Genomic DNA, 18,181 nt, shown 5'->3' on the forward strand with positions numbered 1-18,181 from the left:
CTACGGATTCGGAGTACGCCGACGATTGCCTGCTTTGCCGTGATCCATTGTAGGAGTGAGCTTGCTCGCGATGCGGTGGGTCATTCGACATCTCCATTTCAGACCCACCGCGTTCGTCCGATCGCGGCCCGCAGCAAGCCGGCTGCTACGGATTCGGCGTGCGCCGAAGATTGCCTGCTTTGCCGAGATCCCTTGTAGGAGCGCGCTTGCCCGCGAACTCGGTGGTTCAGGCGAAGTCGATGGCACAGGCCAGTTGCATTCGCGGGCAAGCGCGCTCCTGCAGGGGATATTCTTGGTCAGTAGCATCTGCAATGATCAACACTCAGGTTTCAACCGCTTTATGCCGCAGTGAACCGCTCCCGATACGCCTGGGGTGTCACCGACACCGCACGCATGAAGCTGCGCCGCAATGTCTCTTCAGTGCCGAAACCACAGCGGTCGGCGATGCGCTTGATCGGCAGCGCACTGTCCCCCAACAGACGCCGCGCTGCTTCGACGCGCAGTTGCTCGATGGCTCGCGCCGGGGTGTTCCCGGTGTGGGCGCGGTAGTGGCGGACGAAACTGCGTTCGCTCATGCCGACCTGCGCCGCCAGCGTGCCGACTGACAGGTCGCTGGCCAGGTTTTCCAGAATCCACGCATGCAGGTCGCCAAAGCGGCTGCCTTGATCGCGGGTCTGGTGCTGCATCGACAGCGCCGTGCTGAACTGCGATTGCCCGCCCGGGCGCTTGAGAAACACCACCAGGTCCCGCGCGACGGCCAGTGCGATATCGCGGCCCAGATCCGCCTCGACCATCGCCAGCGCCATATCGATCCCTGCCGTCACCCCGGCCGACGTCCACAGTTTGTCCTCGTTGATGAAGATGGGGTCGGGGTCGACGCGCAATTGCGGGAAGCGCCGCGCCAGTTCGTCGCAACTGTCCCAGTGGGTGACCACCCGATGGCCGTCCAGCACGCCGGCGGCGGCAAGCAAAAATGCGCCGGTACACACCGATGCCACGCGCCGGGCACTGGCCGATTGCGTTCGCACCCAGTCCACCAGAACCGGGTCCAGCATTGCGGTGTGCACCGCGCCGCCGCCGGCGATGATCAGCGTGTCCGACGGCGTGGACGGCAGCGGTTGAGTGAGCAGTCCGAGACCGGCGGAAGAGACCACGCTGCCGAGGTCGCGGGCGATGACCTCTGGCCGGTAAGGGGTTTTTTTCAGGCCGGCTTCGTACGCCATGACGTTGGCCGCGGCAAACACCTGCAGCGGTCCGGTGACGTCGAGTAATTGAACATTGGGAAAGGCCAGAACATGAACCGGTTTGGGCTGATGGGGCATGGCAGGCTCGTTGTGAAAAGTGCAATGAAAATTGGCGTGAATTGTTGGCTTTATGGCGTATCCGCCAGAGGCTAGCTCGCTACAGTGGTTTCGTCCAGTCGCTGACCTGAAGCCGCCTCGGCAGCGGCATTTCATAACGTCAGATGAATCACTTTTAGATTAAGGAAGCACACCATGACCTTGCATATCGGCCTGCTGGTATTCCCCAAAGTCCAGCAACTGGACCTGACCGGTCCCTACGATGTCTTCGCCACCATGCCTGGCGTGGTCGTGCATCTGGTCTGGAAAAACCTTGAGCCGTTGCAGTCCAGCACCGGCCTGACCCTGGTTCCGACCGCGACCTTCGACGACTGCATTGACCTCGACGTGATCTGCGTGCCGGGCGGGGTAGGCGTCGATGCATTGATGGAAGACGCCGAAACCCTGGCGTTCATTCAGCATCAGGCAGCCACGGCGCAATACGTGACCTCGGTTTGCACCGGCGCGCTGGTACTCGGCGCGGCAGGGCTGTTGAAAGGCCGCCGCGCCACCACTCATTGGGCGTCTCATTCACTGCTGGAACAGTTCGGCGCGATTCCGGTGCACGAGCGCGTGGTGCGGGACGGCAACCTCATGACCGGTGGCGGCGTGACGGCGGGGATCGATTTTGCACTGACGCTGATCAGCGAGGTGTTTGATCCGGATACGTCCCGGACCATTCAGCTGCAATTGGAGTACGCGCCGGCACCGCCCTACGATTCGGGCCGACCGGACACGGCACCGGCGAATATCCTCGCCGTCGCCACCGATCGCGCCATGCAAGGCTTGCTCGCTCGCCGGCAGATCGTTGAGCGCGTCACGGCGGCCATGGGTTAACGGGCGTTACTGGATCCGGGATTTATCGAGCGGGATTTCGTACCAGCAGAGGAACAGGTCGAGGGCCGACTCGACGACTTCGCGCTGCTTGTCTGGCGCGAGCAGGGGCTCATTGAGCGTGACTTGCGGCCAGAAGGCGAAGGCCTTGAGCAACGCATGGATCTGCGACGCGGCGAACACTGGCTCGACGGCCTTGAGGCGACCGTCCTGCTGGGCGCCGCGCACCCAGACGGTGAAGGTTTCTTCGCGCTGGTTGAGTCGGCTGACCCAGACCTGCGCGCGATCGGGTGAGTGAATGGTCGCGCCGATGGCCACTCGCGCCAGGTCGATGAAATTGCTGTCGCCGAGGGTCTTCATTTTTGCGTCAAGCAATTCACGCAATTGATCGCGCAGCGGCACGCCGGGCTTGTACACCGCATCGGTCTGCGTCGCGGCGCTGGACCACAGGCGATGGAGCATTTCGGAGAACAGCTCTTCCTTGCTGGGGAAGTGATTGTAAACCGTGCGCTTGGAGACCTCGGCCCGGGCGGCGATGCGATCCATGCTCGTGACCTCGAAACCATTGTCGCGGAACTCGGCTATGGCCGCCTGAACAATGGCTTCGCGTTTACGGTCGGTCAGTCGCAGTGGGGCAGTCATGGGGTCTCTTCTGTGAGGTGAGCCGGGCAACGAAGTCAACCGGTGAGAAAATTACACCGCGCAGTTTACTTCTCTTTGCCCATCGTGCAAGCTTGAAACTACACTGTGTAGTGTAAGAGCAGCTGGAAGCTACAAGTTTTGAGCTTCAAGCTAAAGCCGAAGCGAAAGCTCAAGGCGTACACCATGCTCTTGCAGCTTGCAGCTTGCAGCTTGCAGCTCGCAGCTCGCAGCTCGCGCAACGCCACCTTCACCCGTTTCATGGAGTCAGTACCCTCATGGCCTCGATCGAAAAAAACCTTGATTCACATCCTGCGCTGCCCGTCCTGACTCGGCGCGAAGGTCGCTATTTCAATCACAAGCCGATGGCGCGCTCAGGCGCTTTCAAAACCCTGCGCATTTTCTGGAACGCCCTGTTCAACAAACCCCACCACACTCGCCCGGCCGGGGAGATCCCGGTTCAGCCGCTGTCGCGCCAGCAGCTGTTCGCGGCGCCCGACAACACGGTCTACCGGCTCGGCCATTCCACCGTGCTGCTGAAACTGCGCGGTGAATACTTTCTCACCGACCCCGTTTTCGCTGACCGTGCTTCGCCGGTGCAGTGGGCCGGTCCCCAGCGCTTCCACCAGCCGCCGATCCGGCTTGAAGACCTGCCGCCGCTGAAAGCCGTAATCCTGTCCCACAACCATTACGACCATCTTGATCACATGACCATTCAGGTGCTCAAGGACAAGGCCGAGCATTTCATCACGCCCCTGGGGGTAGGGGACACGCTCATCGAGTGGGGCGTGCCGGCGGCCAAGGTTCAACAGCTGAACTGGTGGCAGTCGACAGACATCCACGGCATTCGCTTTGTGGCAACGCCGGCACAGCACTTTTCAGGCCGGACGTTGCGGGACGGTAATCAGACGCTCTGGGCTTCGTGGGTGATGCTAGATGGCGATCAGCGGATCTTCTTCAGCGGCGATACCGGTTATCACGAGGGCTTCAAGCTGATTGGCGAGCACTACGGCCCGTTCGACCTGACCCTGATGGAAACCGGCGCTTACAACGAGGACTGGCCGGACGTTCACATGCAGCCTGAAGAGACACTGCAAGCGCACATCGACCTGCGCGGCAAATGGCTGTTGCCGATCCACAACGGCACCTTCGACCTGGCCATGCACGCCTGGCACGAGCCGTTCGACCGGATTCTCGCCCTGGCGTGGGACCGCAGCATTTCCATCACCACGCCTGAGATGGGTCAGCCGTTTTATGTGCAGTACCCGAGCCGGGGCGAGGCGTGGTGGCTGAAGGTGGACAAGGCTGCCGAGCCTGCGAGCGACCGCTGCTCAAAGCAGCGGGGCCAACGCCAGCAGGCCACCAGCCGCGGCTGATGCCGCTGTATCAGGGCTTGGCGTCTGTAGAGTCTGCCGGATGCTCCGTTTCCGGTGGTCGCTGCTGTTCACCACTTTGATTGGCTCGTTTGTGTTCCTCGCCGACCTTGCCCGCGTTTTCAGGCTTGTGGTCGAGGTCTTCGCGGTTGGACTCTTTATCAGGCATGGCGCCCTCCGGTGTGCGGATAAATGAAGGATTCTGAAGTGCGTGCTTAATCGTCGATCTGGTTGATCAGCATCAGCGCTTCATCTTTGAACAGCGGTTGTTTCATGCGTTCAGCGAGCATCGCCATGGGCCGTTCGCGCTCACAGCTGACCACGGCCGCCACCAGGCCTTGTTTGAAGAACAGCGCCAGGAAGTCGAAGCGCTCCGGTTCACCGAGGTAGAGGATGTCGTCCCAGTCTTCCGCGTGGCCGAGGCAATCCAGGCGTTTTTCAAAATGGTAGGTCCAGAAATACGGAACGTCGGTGTAATGCTGGTCTTCGCCGAGCATATTGCCCGCCGCGATTCGCGCCTGCTGTTGGGCAAGGCGCCAGTGCTCGATGCGGCGCGGCTGCTGGTCAAGGGGGAAGGTGGCGATATCGCCCGCCGCCCACAGATCCTTGCCCGCACGCATGCCGTCGTCGACGGCCAGTGAGCCGTCCTCCTCAAGCTGAACGCCGTCGATGAAATGCGTCACAGGGTTCACGCCGACGCCGACCAGCGCCAGATCCACCTGCAGCCGCTCACCGTTGCTGAGCACCGCTGCCTGCAGCACCTGATTACCATCCCGTTCCACGCCCTCGAAACGACTGACGTCGACGTGGGTGCGGAACAACACGCCGTTTTGCTCATGCAGCGCACGCAGCGCCTTGCCGATGCGTTCGCCCAGCTGGCCGGCAAATGGAACCTCGTGGTGGGCCAGAATCGTCACGTTCACGCCCTGTGTGCGCAGCGCCGACGCCGCTTCCAGCCCGATAAAACTGTCACCGACGATCAGCGCGTGGCTGCCGGGATGGACCGCCGCAAGAATCCGGCTGGCGTCATCGCGACTGCGCAACGTCAGCACTTGGGGCAGATCAGCGCCCGCCAGCGACAACGCCCGCGGCTCGCCGCCGGTGGTGACCAGCGCCGCGTCGTAGTCAAAGCGGCGCCCGTCCGCCAGGGTCACGCGCTTGTTCATAACGTCCATCTTCATGACTTCGCCGTGAACCCGCTCGATGCGGTTGTTCTGGTAGAACGCGTCGTCACGCAGGGCAGGGATCTCGTCGGTTCCCATTTCGGCGGACAGCACAAACTTGCTAAGGGCGGTGCGGTCGTAGCCCGGCGCCGCCTCTCTGTCGATGAGCAGCAACTGACCGTTGAAGCCTTTCTCCCTCAACGCGCAGGCGGCCGCGGTGCCCGCCGCGCCGGCGCCGATGATGACGAAACAGCGGCTGTCTTCGGCCAGCGTCGGCCTATGAACTGTGACGGGCTGGTCATCAACGTGTACATGACCATCGATGAGTTGAACGGGGTAACGAATAAAAGCGTCCAGCGCGGGCGGTTCGCACAGGTGGCCGTCGTCGATGGAAAACTCGGCTTTGTGCCAGGGGCAGATCAGGTGACCATTGCAAATGGCGCCGTCCGCCAAAGGCGCACCGGCGTGGGGGCAGAAGGCTTGAAACGCGCGGACTTCGTCGCCGTGCAGAACCAGCAGCGCCTTGGTTTCGCCAAACTCGACCTGAAGACCGCGGTCTCGATGAAGCTCGGTCAGGGTGGCGACTCGATGCAGGGGCATGTGCGCTTCCTTGTGGGTTTTTATTGGGCTTATGGGCTTTCAGTTGGGAGTCGGTCCTCAGGTGAGAGGTTCAGGGAATTAACCAGTGGTCGGTCGGGCGGGCGCTCCGTATGCGTTAACTGCGAGAGGAGCGCCCGAAACCTGAGGTCATTTCGCCGCGCCAGGCTATTGAGTCAGCTTCAACCGTTCGTGCCAGTCGGCGATCGATTCCTCGGGATATTCCTCGAATTGCTGGTCATTCGGCCCAGCAGCCACTTCAACCCACGGCGCTTTGGAATTCAGCAGCAAATGCGTGTGCTCCGGCGGGGTGGGCAATGTCGTGTCGATGGCCGATGCGAAGGGGTGAATCAACTCGGGCCATTCGGGGCTGAACAACCACAACCCGCTGCCGCACTGTTTGCAGAAGTGCCGCTCGGCGCTGCTGATGTGGGTCTGGTGACCATCTGCATCACGCATCTTGGCGTGGTAGATGGCGATGCTGTCCTTGCCTTTGACGGCGAGGCTTTTCGCCTCGCCACCCAGGTTGATCGCGTAACCGCCGCCGCCTTGGGTTTTGCGGCAGATCGAGCAATAGCAGCGTTGATAGGGGTAGGGACGGGCGCTTGTCAGGCTGAATTCGACGGCGCCGCAATGGCAGGAACCTTCCAGATGCATGATTCACCTCCGCTTAAATGTGTTATCGGGCGTAAGGGTCTAGACCGCTCAAGCGGGCGGGGTTCGATGTTTTCTCGAACAGGCGTTCGGATTCTTCATGGGTCGGCGGCTCAAGAACCCGGCGGCCATGTCGATAAGCGGTAGTCATACGACGACTTTGCGTCCCGCCCCTACAACAATGAGCCAACCGTCATGAGCCTACGCAACCTGACCATCGCCCGCCGCGCCGGCCTTGGGTTTACCCTGATTTCCCTGTTGGTCGCGTTGCTCGGCTGGTTCGCCCTGAGCCAGATGTCGACGATTCGCCAGAGCGAGGTGGCGGTCGAGAGCAACTGGATGCCGAGCATGCGTCTGGTCAACGACATCCGCGAAGCCATGCTGCGCATCCGCACGATTTCCCTGCGCATGGCCCTCGACACCGATCCCAAGAACGTCAGCGTCTACAAAGGACAGATGGACGCGCGTTCGAAGATCCTCAACGAGAAACTTGCCAGCCTCGACACCTTCATGGACACCCCGGAAGAGAAGGCGTTGTACGACAAGTTCCGCTCGACCCTGGCCGATTATCAGCGTGGTTTGACGCAGTCATTCGCGCTGGCTGAAAGCGGCGATCTCAAGGCGCTGAACAAATTACTGCTGGTGGACATGAAGACTGCCGTCGACAACTCCGGTTCTCAGCTGGGCGAACTCGGCGATTTCTACTCCCATCAGGTCGAACTCGAAGGCGCCGCCGCCGAAGCGCAGTACGGCAAGTCTCGCAACGTGGTGCTGGTGTTCGTGCTGATCGCGGCGCTGGCCACCGTGGTGCTGGCGGTCTGGCTGACCCGCAGTATCGTGCGGCCGCTGCAGGAAGCGGTCGATGCCGCCGAATACGTGGCCAAGGGCGATCTGACCCACGACATTCGCGTTGAAGGCAGCGACGAAGTCACCCGGTTGCAGAGCGCGTTGCAGCAGATGCAGACCAATCTGCGCTCGACCCTGAGCCTGATCGGCAATTCGGCGAGCCAGTTGGCATCGGCCGCCACCGAGCTGAATTCGGTGACCGAAGACAGCCATCGCGGCCTGCACCAGCAGAACGCCGAAATCGAACAGGCCGCCACGGCGGTGAACGAAATGACCTCGGCGGTCGAGGAAGTCGCACGCAACGCGGTGTCGACGTCCCAGGCGTCGAGCGAATCGAGCACCGCGGCCCGCGACGGCCAGAGCCGCGTCATTGAGACGGTCACTTCGATCCAGACCCTGTCCGGCAACGTGCAGCACACCTCGGATCTGGTGCAGAACCTGGCCGATCAGTCCAAGGACATCGGCAAGGTGCTGGACGTGATTCGTTCCATCGCCGAGCAGACCAACCTGCTGGCGCTGAACGCCGCCATCGAAGCCGCACGGGCGGGCGAGTCCGGACGCGGGTTCGCCGTGGTCGCCGATGAAGTGCGCGCACTGGCCCACCGCACCCAGCAGTCGACCCTGGAAATCGACAAGATGGTCACCACCATGCGCAGCGGCTCCACCGAGGCGCTGGAATCGATGTCGGTCAGCCGCTCCCGCGCGACCGAAACACTCGGCCTTGCCCAGGGCGCCGGCGAGTCGCTGAACCGGATCACCACGTCGATCAACGAAATTTCCGAGCGCAACCTGGTCATCGCCAGCGCTGCCGAAGAGCAGGCGCAAGTCGCCAGGGAAGTGGACCGCAACATCGTCAACATCCGTGACCTGTCGATGCAATCGTCGTCCGGTGCCAACCAGATCAGCGCGTCCAGCAACGAACTGTCCCGGCTGGCGGCGGAGTTGAATCAGGTGGTGACGCGCTTTAGGGTTTGATGGCTGGGTTCAAAGGCTTCCCGGTAGTAGGACCGGCTTTAGCCGGGAAGAGGCCGGTGTGAGCGGCCTCAGTTTTGCGGTGTGACGCCTTCCCGGTAGGACCGGCTTCAGCCGGGAACAGGCTAAGAACGGCACCCTTTCACCTCATTCACTTGCCTGTCGCTGCCCTCGGCTTGCATGATTCGCCCCGACTAATAATTCCTGGCGGGCCGAACCTGCCGACGAGATAGGTGAAGGGCAATGGATGACGTGAATCGCGATTTCAGCAGTTGGCTGCGCTCCCCGGGTCACAAGGCCTGGCTGATGCAAGAGGGCAATCGGCTGCTGGCGTTTGCAAAGGCCTCGAAGCTGCCCCAAGGCTTCGGCAATCTGGATGACCTCGGTCGGCTCCCCGCCGATGCCGTCGCCGAAACCATGAACACCGCCCGCATGACCCACAGTTTCGCCATGGCCCACATCAACGGTATTCCCGGCTGCGCCGCGCTGGTCGACCACGGCATCGCGGCGCTGGCCGGGCCATTGCGTGATGCCGAGCATGGCGGCTGGTTCGCCAGACCCCTGGAACACAGCGCCGACACCGGCAAGAACGCCTACCTGCACGCCTTCGTTGCCCTGGCCGCCAGCTCCGCAGTGGTCGCCCGACGCCCCGGCGCACAGGCATTGCTGGAGCAAGCGATTCAGGTGATTACCGGGCGCTTCTGGAGTGAGGAGGAAGGCGACATGCGCGAATCCTTCGACCGCGACTGGAGCAACGAAGAACCCTATCGCGGCGCCAACAGCAATATGCACAGCACCGAGGCGTTCCTTGCCCTGGCCGACGTCACCGGCGATGCCCGCTGGCTGGATCGGGCACTGAGCATCGTCGATCGGGTCATCCATCAGCACGCCGCCGGCAATAACCATCAAGTGATCGAACATTTCAACCTGCAGTGGCAGCCGATGTTCGACTACAACGCCGACAAACCCGACGACGGTTTCCGCCCTTATGGCACGACGCCCGGTCACGCCTTCGAGTGGGCGCGGCTGGTGCTGCACCTCGAAGCGGCGCGGCGTAAAGCAGGGCTGGAAACGCCGGGCTGGCTGCTGGAAGACGCTCGCGGTTTATTCGAAAACGCCTGCCGCTATGGCTGGGACGTCGATGGTGAGCCGGGGATCGTCTACACCCTCGACTGGGAAAACCGCCCGGTGGTCCGCCATCGCCTGCACTGGACCCACGCCGAAGCGGCCGCAGCCTCCGCCGCACTGCTGCAACGCACCCACGAGCAGCAATACGAAGACTGGTACCGGACGTTCTGGGAATTCAGCGAGACGCTGTTCATCGACTACGAAAACGGCAGCTGGCGCCACGAACTCAACCCGCAAAACAAACCCAGCGCCGACATCTGGGCTGGCAAGCCGGACCTTTACCACGCCTATCAGGCGACGCTGCTGCCGGTGTTGCCGCTGGAGCAGAGCCTGGCGACGGCGTTGGCGCACCGGGCCTAGCCGGCCAGCGCTTCCACTGTCGCAAGGCAAACACATCCCTTGTGGACGAACGTGCTCGGAGGGCTGCGCTTCTTCCCTCCAGAGGCGTGGTTGAAAGGCCGATCCAACAGCCCGCTGAACTCCCGCGCTCACCGCGAACTCTGAACCCACAGATCACTTCCGATCCACGGGGACGAGTCATGGCGATCAGCGGCGTGCAGGCAGTAGCGGCAGACACCAAAGGGGCGGTGTTCGAAACGGATCTTCCCGCCCGTCTCGATCGACTGCCGTGGGGGCGGTTTCATACGTTGCTGGTGTTTGCGCTGGGCATCACCTGGTTGCTCGACGGGCTGGAAGTGACCCTGGCCGGCTCGGTGTCCGGGGCGTTGAAAGACAGCCCGGTCCTGCACCTGACCAACGCCGACATTGGTCTGGCCGGTGGCGCTTATATCTGCGGCGCGGTGCTGGGGGCGTTGTTCTTTGGCTGGCTGACGGACCGTCTGGGCCGGCGCAAACTGTTCTTCATCACCCTCGCGCTGTACATCACCGCGACCGCCGCCACGGCGTTTTCCTTCAGCCTCTGGAGTTTCCTGCTGTTCCGCTTCCTCACCGGGATGGGCATCGGCGGCGAGTACACGGCGATCAACTCGACCATTCAGGAGTTCACCCCGGCGAGGTTCCGGGGCTGGGTGGACCTGACCATCAACGGCACCTTCTGGATCGGCGCGGCCTTGGGCGCGGTCGGCTCTATCGTGTTGCTGGATGCCCCATGGGTGGGCGCGGACATGGGTTGGCGCCTGTGTTTCGGCATCGGTGCGGTGCTCGGTCTGATCATTCTGCTGATGCGCCTGTGGCTGCCGGAAAGTCCGCGCTGGTTGTTGATTCACGGCCAGGGCGAGGAGGCGAGGGCGATAGTGGAAGGCATCGAAGAGCGCCTGCGCCAACAGGGCCACGAGCTACCCGCTCCGGTCGGCCCACCGTTGCGTTTGCACGCGCGGGACCACACTCCGCTGAAAGAGATTTTCCATACGCTGTTCAATACCTACCGCCGTCGCGCGCTGGTGGGCCTGACGTTGCTGACTGCCCAGGCGTTCTTCTACAACGCGATTTTCTTCACCTATGCGCTGGTGCTCACCGAGTTCTATCAAGTGCCGTCGGCCTCCATCGGCTGGTACGTGCTGCCCCTGGCGCTGGGTAATTTCTGCGGGCCCTTGCTGCTGGGCCGGCTGTTCGATGTGGTCGGGCGGCGGGTGATGATCAGCCTGACTTACGCCGTCTCCGGCGTCTTGCTGACCCTCAGCGGCTATCTGTTCCAGCAGGGCGTTCTGGATGTCACGCAGCAGGCCATCGCCTGGATGATCATTTTCTTCTTCGCCTCGGCAGCGGCCAGTTCGGCCTATCTCACCGTCGCCGAAACCTTCCCCCTGGAGATCCGTGCGCTGGCGATTGCGGTGTTCTATGCGTTCGGTACGGCGCTGGGTGGCATCGTCGGCCCGACACTGTTTGGCGAACTGATCGACACCCATGAGCGGGGTCCGGTGTTTTTCGGCTACCTGATCGGCGCCGCGTTGATGTTGTTGGCCGCCGTGGTGCAGGCGATCTGGGGCGTGGCCTCTGAAGGCAAATCCCTCGAAGAAGTGGCGCGGCCCCTGTCCCAAGCCCACGACTGACCAGCCCCACGACTGAATCAGCACGTCGTCGCGATTGGTCAGTTTTGTTCAATCGCCGGCTCGTGCGCCCTTCGTACACTCACCCCACAGTTATTGAAGGGTGAGACGTGCAATGAACTTGATGATTTCCATGGCGGCGTTCGCACTGGCCGCGTCCATATCGCCGGGGCCGGTGAACGTCGTGGCGCTCAGCTCGGGCGCGCAGTTCGGCCTGGCCGCCAGCTTGCGCCATGTGGTCGGCGCGACGGTGGGCTTTGTCGTGCTGCTGCTGTTCACCGGGTTCGGCCTGCATGAAGTGTTGCAGCGTTACCCGATGCTGACCGAGATCATTCGCTGGACCGGGGTGGCGTTTCTGCTCTACCTGGCGTGGAAGCTCGCCATGGACGACGGCCGCATCGACGTCGCCAGACCGACCCGCGAACCGTCGTTTCTCCATGGCGCGGCGATGCAGTGGCTGAACCCGAAAGCGTGGCTGGCGGCGGTGGCGGGGATGGGCGCGTTCGTGGCCGATGGTGAGCCGCGACTGATGGGTCTGTTTGCGCTGATCTACTTCGTCGTGTGCTACCTGTCGGTGGGCTGCTGGGCCTGTGCCGGTGCCTTTCTCGGCCCCTGGCTGCGCAGCCCTCGGCGCATCCGCGTGTTCAACCGCAGCATGGCGGCGCTGCTGGCAGGCTGCGCGGTGTCGCTGTTTTACGTCTGAGCGCGGTTATTTGGGCGAACGTTGCCCAATCAAGGCTTGTACTGGCCCGGCGTGGCCGCCAGATGCTTTTTGAACGCCCGCTGAAAGTGCGCCTGATCGGCAAAACCACTCTGCTGGGCGATGTCGGCGATGGGCTCGCCGCTGCGCAATTGCGCCTGGCCGTGCTGGATGCGCCGGTTAACCAGCCAGGCGTGCGGGGTCATGTGGTAATGCTGTTCGAACGCACGGATCAGGTAGGCCTCGGACAGATTCGCCACCGCGCACACGTCCTCCAACCGAATCGGTTGCAGATAATGCGCATCGATGTAACGCGCCGCGCGTTCGACCTTGGGGTTGGTGTGTCTCGGCGTCAGCGTCGAGCCGCCCAGACGCTGTTCGACACGAGTGAAAAACCCGACTGCAGCCGCCTGCTTCGCCAGTGTGTCCAGCCGGGAATCCACCAGCATTCGATGGAGCTCCAGCAGCCCGGCGAACAACAGCGGGTCACGACTGTGGGTGGCCGGATACCCCCGGAACACGCCACCGTTGCTGACCCCGCAGTCGCGCTGATGCGCGCCCAGCCATTGTGCGTCGATGTACAGCATCAGGTAGGACCAAGGCTGATCGTCGATGGGATTACAGGCGTGTACTTCGCCGGGGTTCATCACCACAACGGTGCCGGTGGCGATGGTCTGGGTGGTTTTCTCGTGCAGGTACGTGCTTTGCCCGGCGGTGATTGCACCGATGGAAAACACGTCGTGGGAGTGACGGGAATAGCAGACCTTGCGCCCGTCCTCGATGGAGCGCGCTTCAATGAACGGCAGCTGCGGGTCGCGCCAGAACACCGGTTTGTCAGGCTGTTTCACCGGGTTCTGGCAGTTCATCTCAGCTCATCCCTTGTCGCGTTTGCAGCTGTGAAAGAGGTCCAGCGCCGGCTGGTATTCCGTGGTGGTGACGCCGAGCAAGCCTAGCACTGAATGAAACAGGTAGTCATGGCTCAGGTCCGGCTGGTCTCGCTTGGCAGCCACACAGCTGCGATCGACGCTGGCGTCTTCCAGGGTCGAGTGGCCGAACCACATCACCATCGGCACGTGGGTCTGGGCTGACGGCGCGATGGCGTAAGGCGCGGCGTGCAGGTAGATGCCGTTCTCGCCGAGAGACTCGCCGTGGTCCGAGACGTAGATCATCGACGCGTCGACCTTGTCTTGATTGCGCTTGAGCAATTCGATGGTCTGCGAGAGGAAATGATCGGTGTACAGAATGGTGTTGTCGTAGACGTTTTTCAGCTCATCGGAGGTGCAACTGCCCAGCTGATTGGTGTGGCAGACGGGCGTGAAGCGCTCGAGGCTTTTTGGGTAACGGTCGTAGTATTCCGGGCCGTGGCTGCCATCGGAATGGAGGACGATGATGGCGTTGTCCTGCAGCGAGTCGATGTACTCCTGCAAGCCCACCAGCAGCGCTTCGTCGAGGCAATTCTGGCCATCGCAGAACGGGCTCGGCTGGTTTTTCGGGATATCACTGTGGGGCACACGCAGGCAGGTGCCTTTGCAATCGCTGTTGTTGTCCAGCCACACCACTTTCAGGCCGGCGCGCTGAAGCATGTCCAGCAGGCCCTCGTAGGTTTTGCCCTTTTTGTCGCTGTAATCAGTGCGCGGAAACTTCGAAAACATGCACGGCACTGACACGGCGGTTGACGTGCCGCACGAGGCCACGTGGGTGAAGTTGAGAATGTCCTGCTTCTTCAATTCCGGGTTGGTTTCCCGCCCGTAGCCGTTGAGGGAAAAGTGGTCGGCCCGCGCCGTTTCGCCGACGACGAAGATCATCAGACTCTTTTTCGGCCGCTGTTGCGCCTGGGGGCTGAGTGCCGCGTCGGCGCCGACGGTCTGGATTTTCAGCGTCTCTTTGATGGCGACGGTCTGCTTGGTCAGCTTGCCGACGGCGTAGAGGTAATTGGTCGGGTTGATAAAGTGGGTGAGTTTGTCTTCATCGCGAAAGATCGGCGCGTAGGTGGAATAAAACGGCCCGACCGCAGCGGCGATGACCAGCACGCAACCGACGCAGACCAGCACCTTGTTGACCAGCCCCGGCAGCACGCGGCGGTAGGTCACCGGCAGCCGCCAGATCAGCGCGATCGGCAGCACGCCCAGCAGGCCCAGGTAGAGAAACAGCTTGCCGCTCAACAAGGCCTCTGCCTCGCCGGGGTTGGTCTCGAGCACGTTCTGCATCATCGTCGTGTCGATGCTGATGCCATAGGTGTTCATGAAATACGCGGCGCCGGCCGAGCACAGCGCGACGAGGCTCAGCACCGGCTTGAGCGTCGGACGAAACGAGAGGGGCGTGAGCAGCAGGGTGATCGCGGCCCACAGCAGGAAGGCAAACGACACATAGAACGCGATGGCTTTGACGCCCTGTAACTGCGCCAGATCGACCAGTGCGCGCCAGGTCGCCAGGTTGTAGAACACTACGAGACACAGGGAGAACACCATCACCAGACGGGTAGATGTGACCGGTTTGACCATCGAATTCATTTCCGTATAAGGGACCACGCAGTGCCTGCTGTGCGGATGCATCAGGCAGTTCCATCCTTGGGGCCGAGACGTCAGGTGAGTCGTTCAATGGCTGCCGGGAGGGTAGGCGGCACAGACCGCGCGGAGTTTTCCAAAACGATTGTGAAGGATTTGTGAAAGCGCCAGGCCGTCGGTTTCTGCGGCTTCACACCTGCTTTCGCGGGGGTGGCGAGTACTTGTTTTTACTGCCCCGCGATGACCCTGTCGACCGTGCCTTCCTGTTTCAGGCGGGCAAAGGCCTTGGTGATTCGCTGGACCGTTTCGTCCGGGGTGCTGGCGCTGATGGCCACGTACAAACCTTTGGACAGTTCGTCGAGGGTGAAGACGCTTTCCAGGTCCTCGAACGCGAAGTTCAGATCGGCGCATTGCTCACGCGCTTCGCGCTCGGGCATGGGGATCAGCTCGACCTGGCCGCTGATCAGTTTGCGCAGGTTGTCGAGGTTATTGGCCGACACCACCATCCTGCTGAAACCCTTGCCCTCCAGGTATTGCTGACGCGAATCGTCACGCACCACGCCGACGGTGTAGTGGCTGGCGTCCTGCAAGGCCTTGACCTCCACATCGCGGCGCTCGCGGAGTTTGTAAAACGTAGGAGTGACGTGTTCCAGCTCGCCCACCCACTTGAACAGCCCCTCCCGAGCGCTGCTGCGAATCATCGGGTAGATCAGCACGTTCGCTTCGAGCCGCGCGATGTCGTAGGCCCGCGCCCAGGGATACAGCGCCATGTGGTAGTCGGTGATGCCCGCGTTGGCGAGGGTCATCTCGACCACTTCGCTGGCCACCCCGACCACTTTGCCGTCTTCGAGGGCGCTGTATGAGGAATCTTCGGTCACCACTTGCAGCGTCGTGGCGCTGGCGTTCAGGCACACCAACAGCATCAGGAAGGAGGCCAGAACGCTGCGGTGAAGGTAAGTTTTTCCCATGGCATTCCTCTCGGTTCAGATTACACAGCGGTCCCGGCCCTGGCTTTTCGCCCGGTACAGCGCGCGGTCGGCACTCTGCAGCAGTTGATCGAAGTGCTCCATGTTCGCCGGATCGAGCTCGGCCACGCCGATGCTCAAGGTCACGAAAGGCGAGACCGGTGAAGCGCTGTGTTCCAGTTGTTGCCGCGCCAGCAGGCTGCGCAGGCGATCAGCCGAAGCCAGCGCCTGATCCTCATCCTGCCCTGGCAGCAGCACGGCGAACTCTTCGCCACCAAGCCGCGCCACCAGTTCGCCGGAGCGCGAGAACAGCGCGCTCATGGCCAGTGCCACGTCACGCAGGCATTGATCGCCTTTTGCATGGCCGTAGGTGTCGTTGTAACGCTTGAAGAAATCGATGTCGCACATCAGCACTGACAGCGGCTGGCGATGACGCAAGGCGCGGTTGAATTCCAGCTCCTTGAACTCGTCGAAATGCCGGCGGTTGGCGAGGCCCGTGAGGGGGTCGAAGCGGGTCAGGGCTTCCAGTCGTGTGTTGGCGGCCTTGAGCTGTGCGGTGCGTTGTTCGACCAGTTCGGCAAGCTGGTCGCGGCTGGCGGCGAGGGCGACTTCATCGTGGGCCTGACGCTCCAGGTGCGCGGCGAGTTTGTCTTGCAGGTCGTTGACGCCCGCTTCGAGCAGGTCGAGTTCATCACCCGCGTTGCCGCGCCGGTCCAGGGTCAGTCGCGTTTTCAGGTTGAGTGGCGTGAGGTGTTCAAGGTGCCGGGCAATGCGCCGCACGTGCAGGGTCACCGAGCGGTTGAACATCCCCATGATCAGCCCGGCGAGCGCCAGGGACTGGATGATCTGGGTCAGCATGATGACCTCCACTTCTTTCCACAGGCGTTTCCACAGCAGGCTCTCGTCGCCTTCGATGGTCAGCTCGCCGACCACTTCGCGGGCGCCGGGGTAGGGCGCGATGGTCAATTCCCGATGCAGCGTCGGGGCGCGGATCGAACCGGTGTGGCCGGGGTGCTGGCGTTCCAGCATTTCCGGGGCGCGACCGGGCCGCAGGATCTTCAGCTGGACCCGGCCCACCGGCGCTGCCGTGGCCACGCTGTCGATCTGGGTCTGCAACGCCTGATCATCCATTTCCCAGACGGCTTTGGAGAGCGTGCCCTGGAACACCTGATCGATCAGGGTCAGTTCAGCTTTCATGTTCGCCAGGTTGGTGTTCCAGGCAAACCAGGTACGCACCAGCACCGTCGCGGCAGTGAACAGCACGCAGAACGCCAGCGTCGCCAGCACCAGACGCCGCGCCAGCGAACCGATGCGCCGTCCTCTTCGCGGAGGCGAGCGAGTTCCGCCGGGTGGGGTGGAAGGCGTTTCGATCTGCATCGTCATTGCCATTTGCGCGCAATGGCGTCGTAGGTGCCGTTGCCGCGAAGGGTGTTCAGGGCTTTCTGAAACCGCTGCACCGTCGCGTCGGGTGTGCCAGCGCTGAACGCCATGTTGAAGCCGCCTGCTTCTTCCAGTTCTTTTATGCGCAGGGACTGCACCAGCGTGCGGGTGGGGTCATCGCCGACCTGCCGGGCGAGGTAATAAGCGTTGAGTTCGTCGGAAATCCACAGGTCGACGTGGCCGGTCTGCAGTTTCTGGTAATTGAATTCGTAGCGGTTGCTCGATTGCAGCTGATGGCCGATCTCGAATTTGCGCGCCATCAGGTACTGCTCGCCGACGTCTTCATTGACGGTCGCGGTCTGCCAGTCCCAGGCATCGTCCAGGCTCAGCAGGGTGACGGGATGGCTGGCGGACGAATACAGAAACCAGCGCGACGCGGCGATGGTCCCGACCCACTTGAACAGCCGCTCGCGCTCGGCGGTGCGAGTGATGGAGTAGATCAGCACGTTGGGGGTGTGCAGCGCCAGGTCATAGGCCCGCGCCCAGGGCATGGAGTGAATGGAGGCCTGCACATTGACCTCCTTCAACACCGCCTGAACCACCTCGGTGCTCATGCCGGTGAGCACCCCGTTGCGGGTCATGTTGTAGGGCGGGAGTTCTTCGGTAACCACATGGATCTCGGCACGAGGTGCATCTGAGTTAATCGATTCAGCTCCCAACGCGGCAGAACCCATGCACAACAACAGCGCCACACGGAGTGCGCTGCCCAGTGGGTGAATGAGCGAGTGGAGTGTCATCGATACCTACCTCATGGGGTGCAAAAGCGACAGATTCCGGGCCGTAACCGATCCGGCGCAACCGTAACAGACCGCCTTGCACACAGGGATATCGGCTGAATAATCCGTCACTTGAGACGGCATCCTGCCGCTCATCCTGACAGTCAGAACGGACGAATCCGGTCCATTGGATGCTGCGCAACACCTCCTCCACGCCCCCACGACGCACCCCACTCAGACACCACCGATCCCCATTGCCCGCACCGGCCTCTTCCCGGCTAAAGCCGGTCCCACTAAAAAGCCG

At 62.3% G+C, this 18,181-nt stretch carries 16 protein-coding genes and 1 pseudogene; 7 read left to right on the plus strand and 10 right to left on the minus strand.

Annotated elements, in window-relative coordinates; translation table 11 throughout:
* Window positions 1-338: 338 nt before the first annotated feature.
* Entirely contained in the window at window positions 339-1,322 is a 984-nt protein-coding gene (locus tag BMY98_RS25465; RefSeq protein ID WP_074893439.1) for a GlxA family transcriptional regulator, read from the minus strand.
* A gap of 174 nt (window positions 1,323-1,496) precedes the next feature.
* On the opposite strand from BMY98_RS25465, the gene BMY98_RS25470 reads away from it, so the two are divergent.
* Window positions 1,497-2,177, plus strand: coding sequence for a DJ-1/PfpI family protein (locus BMY98_RS25470; protein WP_074893441.1), 681 nt, complete (start codon window positions 1,497-1,499; stop codon window positions 2,175-2,177).
* A 6-nt stretch (window positions 2,178-2,183) separates the two neighbouring features.
* On the opposite strand, the gene BMY98_RS25475 is transcribed toward BMY98_RS25470, so the two are convergent.
* The gene (locus BMY98_RS25475) at window positions 2,184-2,816 is read right to left on the minus strand and encodes a TetR/AcrR family transcriptional regulator (protein ID WP_074893443.1); all 633 of its coding nucleotides are present in this window, start codon (window positions 2,814-2,816) and stop codon (window positions 2,184-2,186) included.
* A 275-nt stretch (window positions 2,817-3,091) separates the two neighbouring features.
* On the opposite strand from BMY98_RS25475, the gene BMY98_RS25480 reads away from it, so the two are divergent.
* Entirely contained in the window at window positions 3,092-4,189 is a 1,098-nt protein-coding gene (locus tag BMY98_RS25480) for an MBL fold metallo-hydrolase (RefSeq protein WP_074893445.1), read from the plus strand.
* A 10-nt stretch (window positions 4,190-4,199) separates the two neighbouring features.
* On the opposite strand, the gene BMY98_RS27380 is transcribed toward BMY98_RS25480, so the two are convergent.
* The 3 genes from BMY98_RS27380 to BMY98_RS25490 form a co-directional block, all read right to left on the minus strand.
* Window positions 4,200-4,355, minus strand: a complete 156-nt coding sequence (locus BMY98_RS27380) for a hypothetical protein (RefSeq protein ID WP_175514223.1) — start codon at window positions 4,353-4,355, stop codon at window positions 4,200-4,202.
* 46 nt (window positions 4,356-4,401) lie between these two features.
* Window positions 4,402-5,949: an FAD-dependent oxidoreductase gene (locus BMY98_RS25485; RefSeq protein WP_074893447.1), complete on the minus strand. Its 1,548-nt coding sequence runs from the start codon at window positions 5,947-5,949 to the stop codon at window positions 4,402-4,404.
* 165 nt (window positions 5,950-6,114) lie between these two features.
* Window positions 6,115-6,603, minus strand: coding sequence for a GFA family protein (locus tag BMY98_RS25490; protein ID WP_074893449.1), 489 nt, complete (start codon window positions 6,601-6,603; stop codon window positions 6,115-6,117).
* A gap of 192 nt (window positions 6,604-6,795) precedes the next feature.
* Here BMY98_RS25490 and BMY98_RS28230 point away from each other — a divergent pair.
* The 5 genes and pseudogenes from BMY98_RS28230 to BMY98_RS25510 all read left to right on the plus strand — a co-directional run.
* A pseudogene (locus BMY98_RS28230) lies at window positions 6,796-7,563 on the plus strand (MCP four helix bundle domain-containing protein); the annotation flags it as partial.
* Window positions 7,558-8,421: a methyl-accepting chemotaxis protein gene (locus BMY98_RS28235; protein WP_425438911.1), complete on the plus strand. Its 864-nt coding sequence runs from the start codon at window positions 7,558-7,560 to the stop codon at window positions 8,419-8,421. The pseudogene BMY98_RS28230 and the gene BMY98_RS28235, both read left to right, overlap by 6 nt.
* Window positions 8,422-8,661: 240 nt before the next feature.
* Entirely contained in the window at window positions 8,662-9,906 is a 1,245-nt protein-coding gene (locus BMY98_RS25500) for a D-mannose isomerase (RefSeq protein ID WP_074893453.1), read from the plus strand.
* Window positions 9,907-10,085: 179 nt separating this feature from the next.
* A complete protein-coding gene (locus BMY98_RS25505) occupies window positions 10,086-11,555 on the plus strand; it encodes an MFS transporter (protein WP_074893455.1) in 1,470 nt (489 codons plus the stop codon).
* Window positions 11,556-11,667: 112 nt separating this feature from the next.
* On the plus strand, window positions 11,668-12,255 hold the full coding sequence (locus BMY98_RS25510) for a LysE family translocator (protein ID WP_074893457.1): 588 nt from the start codon (window positions 11,668-11,670) through the stop codon (window positions 12,253-12,255).
* A 29-nt stretch (window positions 12,256-12,284) separates the two neighbouring features.
* Here BMY98_RS25510 and BMY98_RS25515 read toward each other — a convergent pair whose 3' ends face one another.
* From BMY98_RS25515 to BMY98_RS25535, 5 genes are all read right to left on the minus strand, one after another.
* Window positions 12,285-13,118 carry an AraC family transcriptional regulator gene (locus BMY98_RS25515; RefSeq protein ID WP_074893459.1) on the minus strand — a complete coding sequence of 278 codons (834 nt, stop codon included), beginning with the start codon at window positions 13,116-13,118 and terminating at the stop codon, window positions 12,285-12,287.
* A gap of 6 nt (window positions 13,119-13,124) precedes the next feature.
* The gene (locus tag BMY98_RS25520) at window positions 13,125-14,762 is read right to left on the minus strand and encodes a phosphoethanolamine transferase (protein ID WP_074893465.1); all 1,638 of its coding nucleotides are present in this window, start codon (window positions 14,760-14,762) and stop codon (window positions 13,125-13,127) included.
* Between the two features lie 221 nt (window positions 14,763-14,983).
* Window positions 14,984-15,724, minus strand: coding sequence for a substrate-binding periplasmic protein (locus tag BMY98_RS25525; RefSeq protein WP_074893461.1), 741 nt, complete (start codon window positions 15,722-15,724; stop codon window positions 14,984-14,986).
* 15 nt (window positions 15,725-15,739) lie between these two features.
* Window positions 15,740-17,098: a GGDEF domain-containing protein gene (locus BMY98_RS25530; RefSeq protein ID WP_083398891.1), complete on the minus strand. Its 1,359-nt coding sequence runs from the start codon at window positions 17,096-17,098 to the stop codon at window positions 15,740-15,742.
* A gap of 2 nt (window positions 17,099-17,100) precedes the next feature.
* Window positions 17,101-17,898 carry a substrate-binding periplasmic protein gene (locus BMY98_RS25535; protein ID WP_074893463.1) on the minus strand — a complete coding sequence of 266 codons (798 nt, stop codon included), beginning with the start codon at window positions 17,896-17,898 and terminating at the stop codon, window positions 17,101-17,103.
* Window positions 17,899-18,181 lie beyond the last annotated feature (283 nt).

It is taken from the genome of Pseudomonas graminis, assembly GCF_900111735.1.
GTDB classification, from domain to species: domain Bacteria; phylum Pseudomonadota; class Gammaproteobacteria; order Pseudomonadales; family Pseudomonadaceae; genus Aquipseudomonas; species Aquipseudomonas graminis.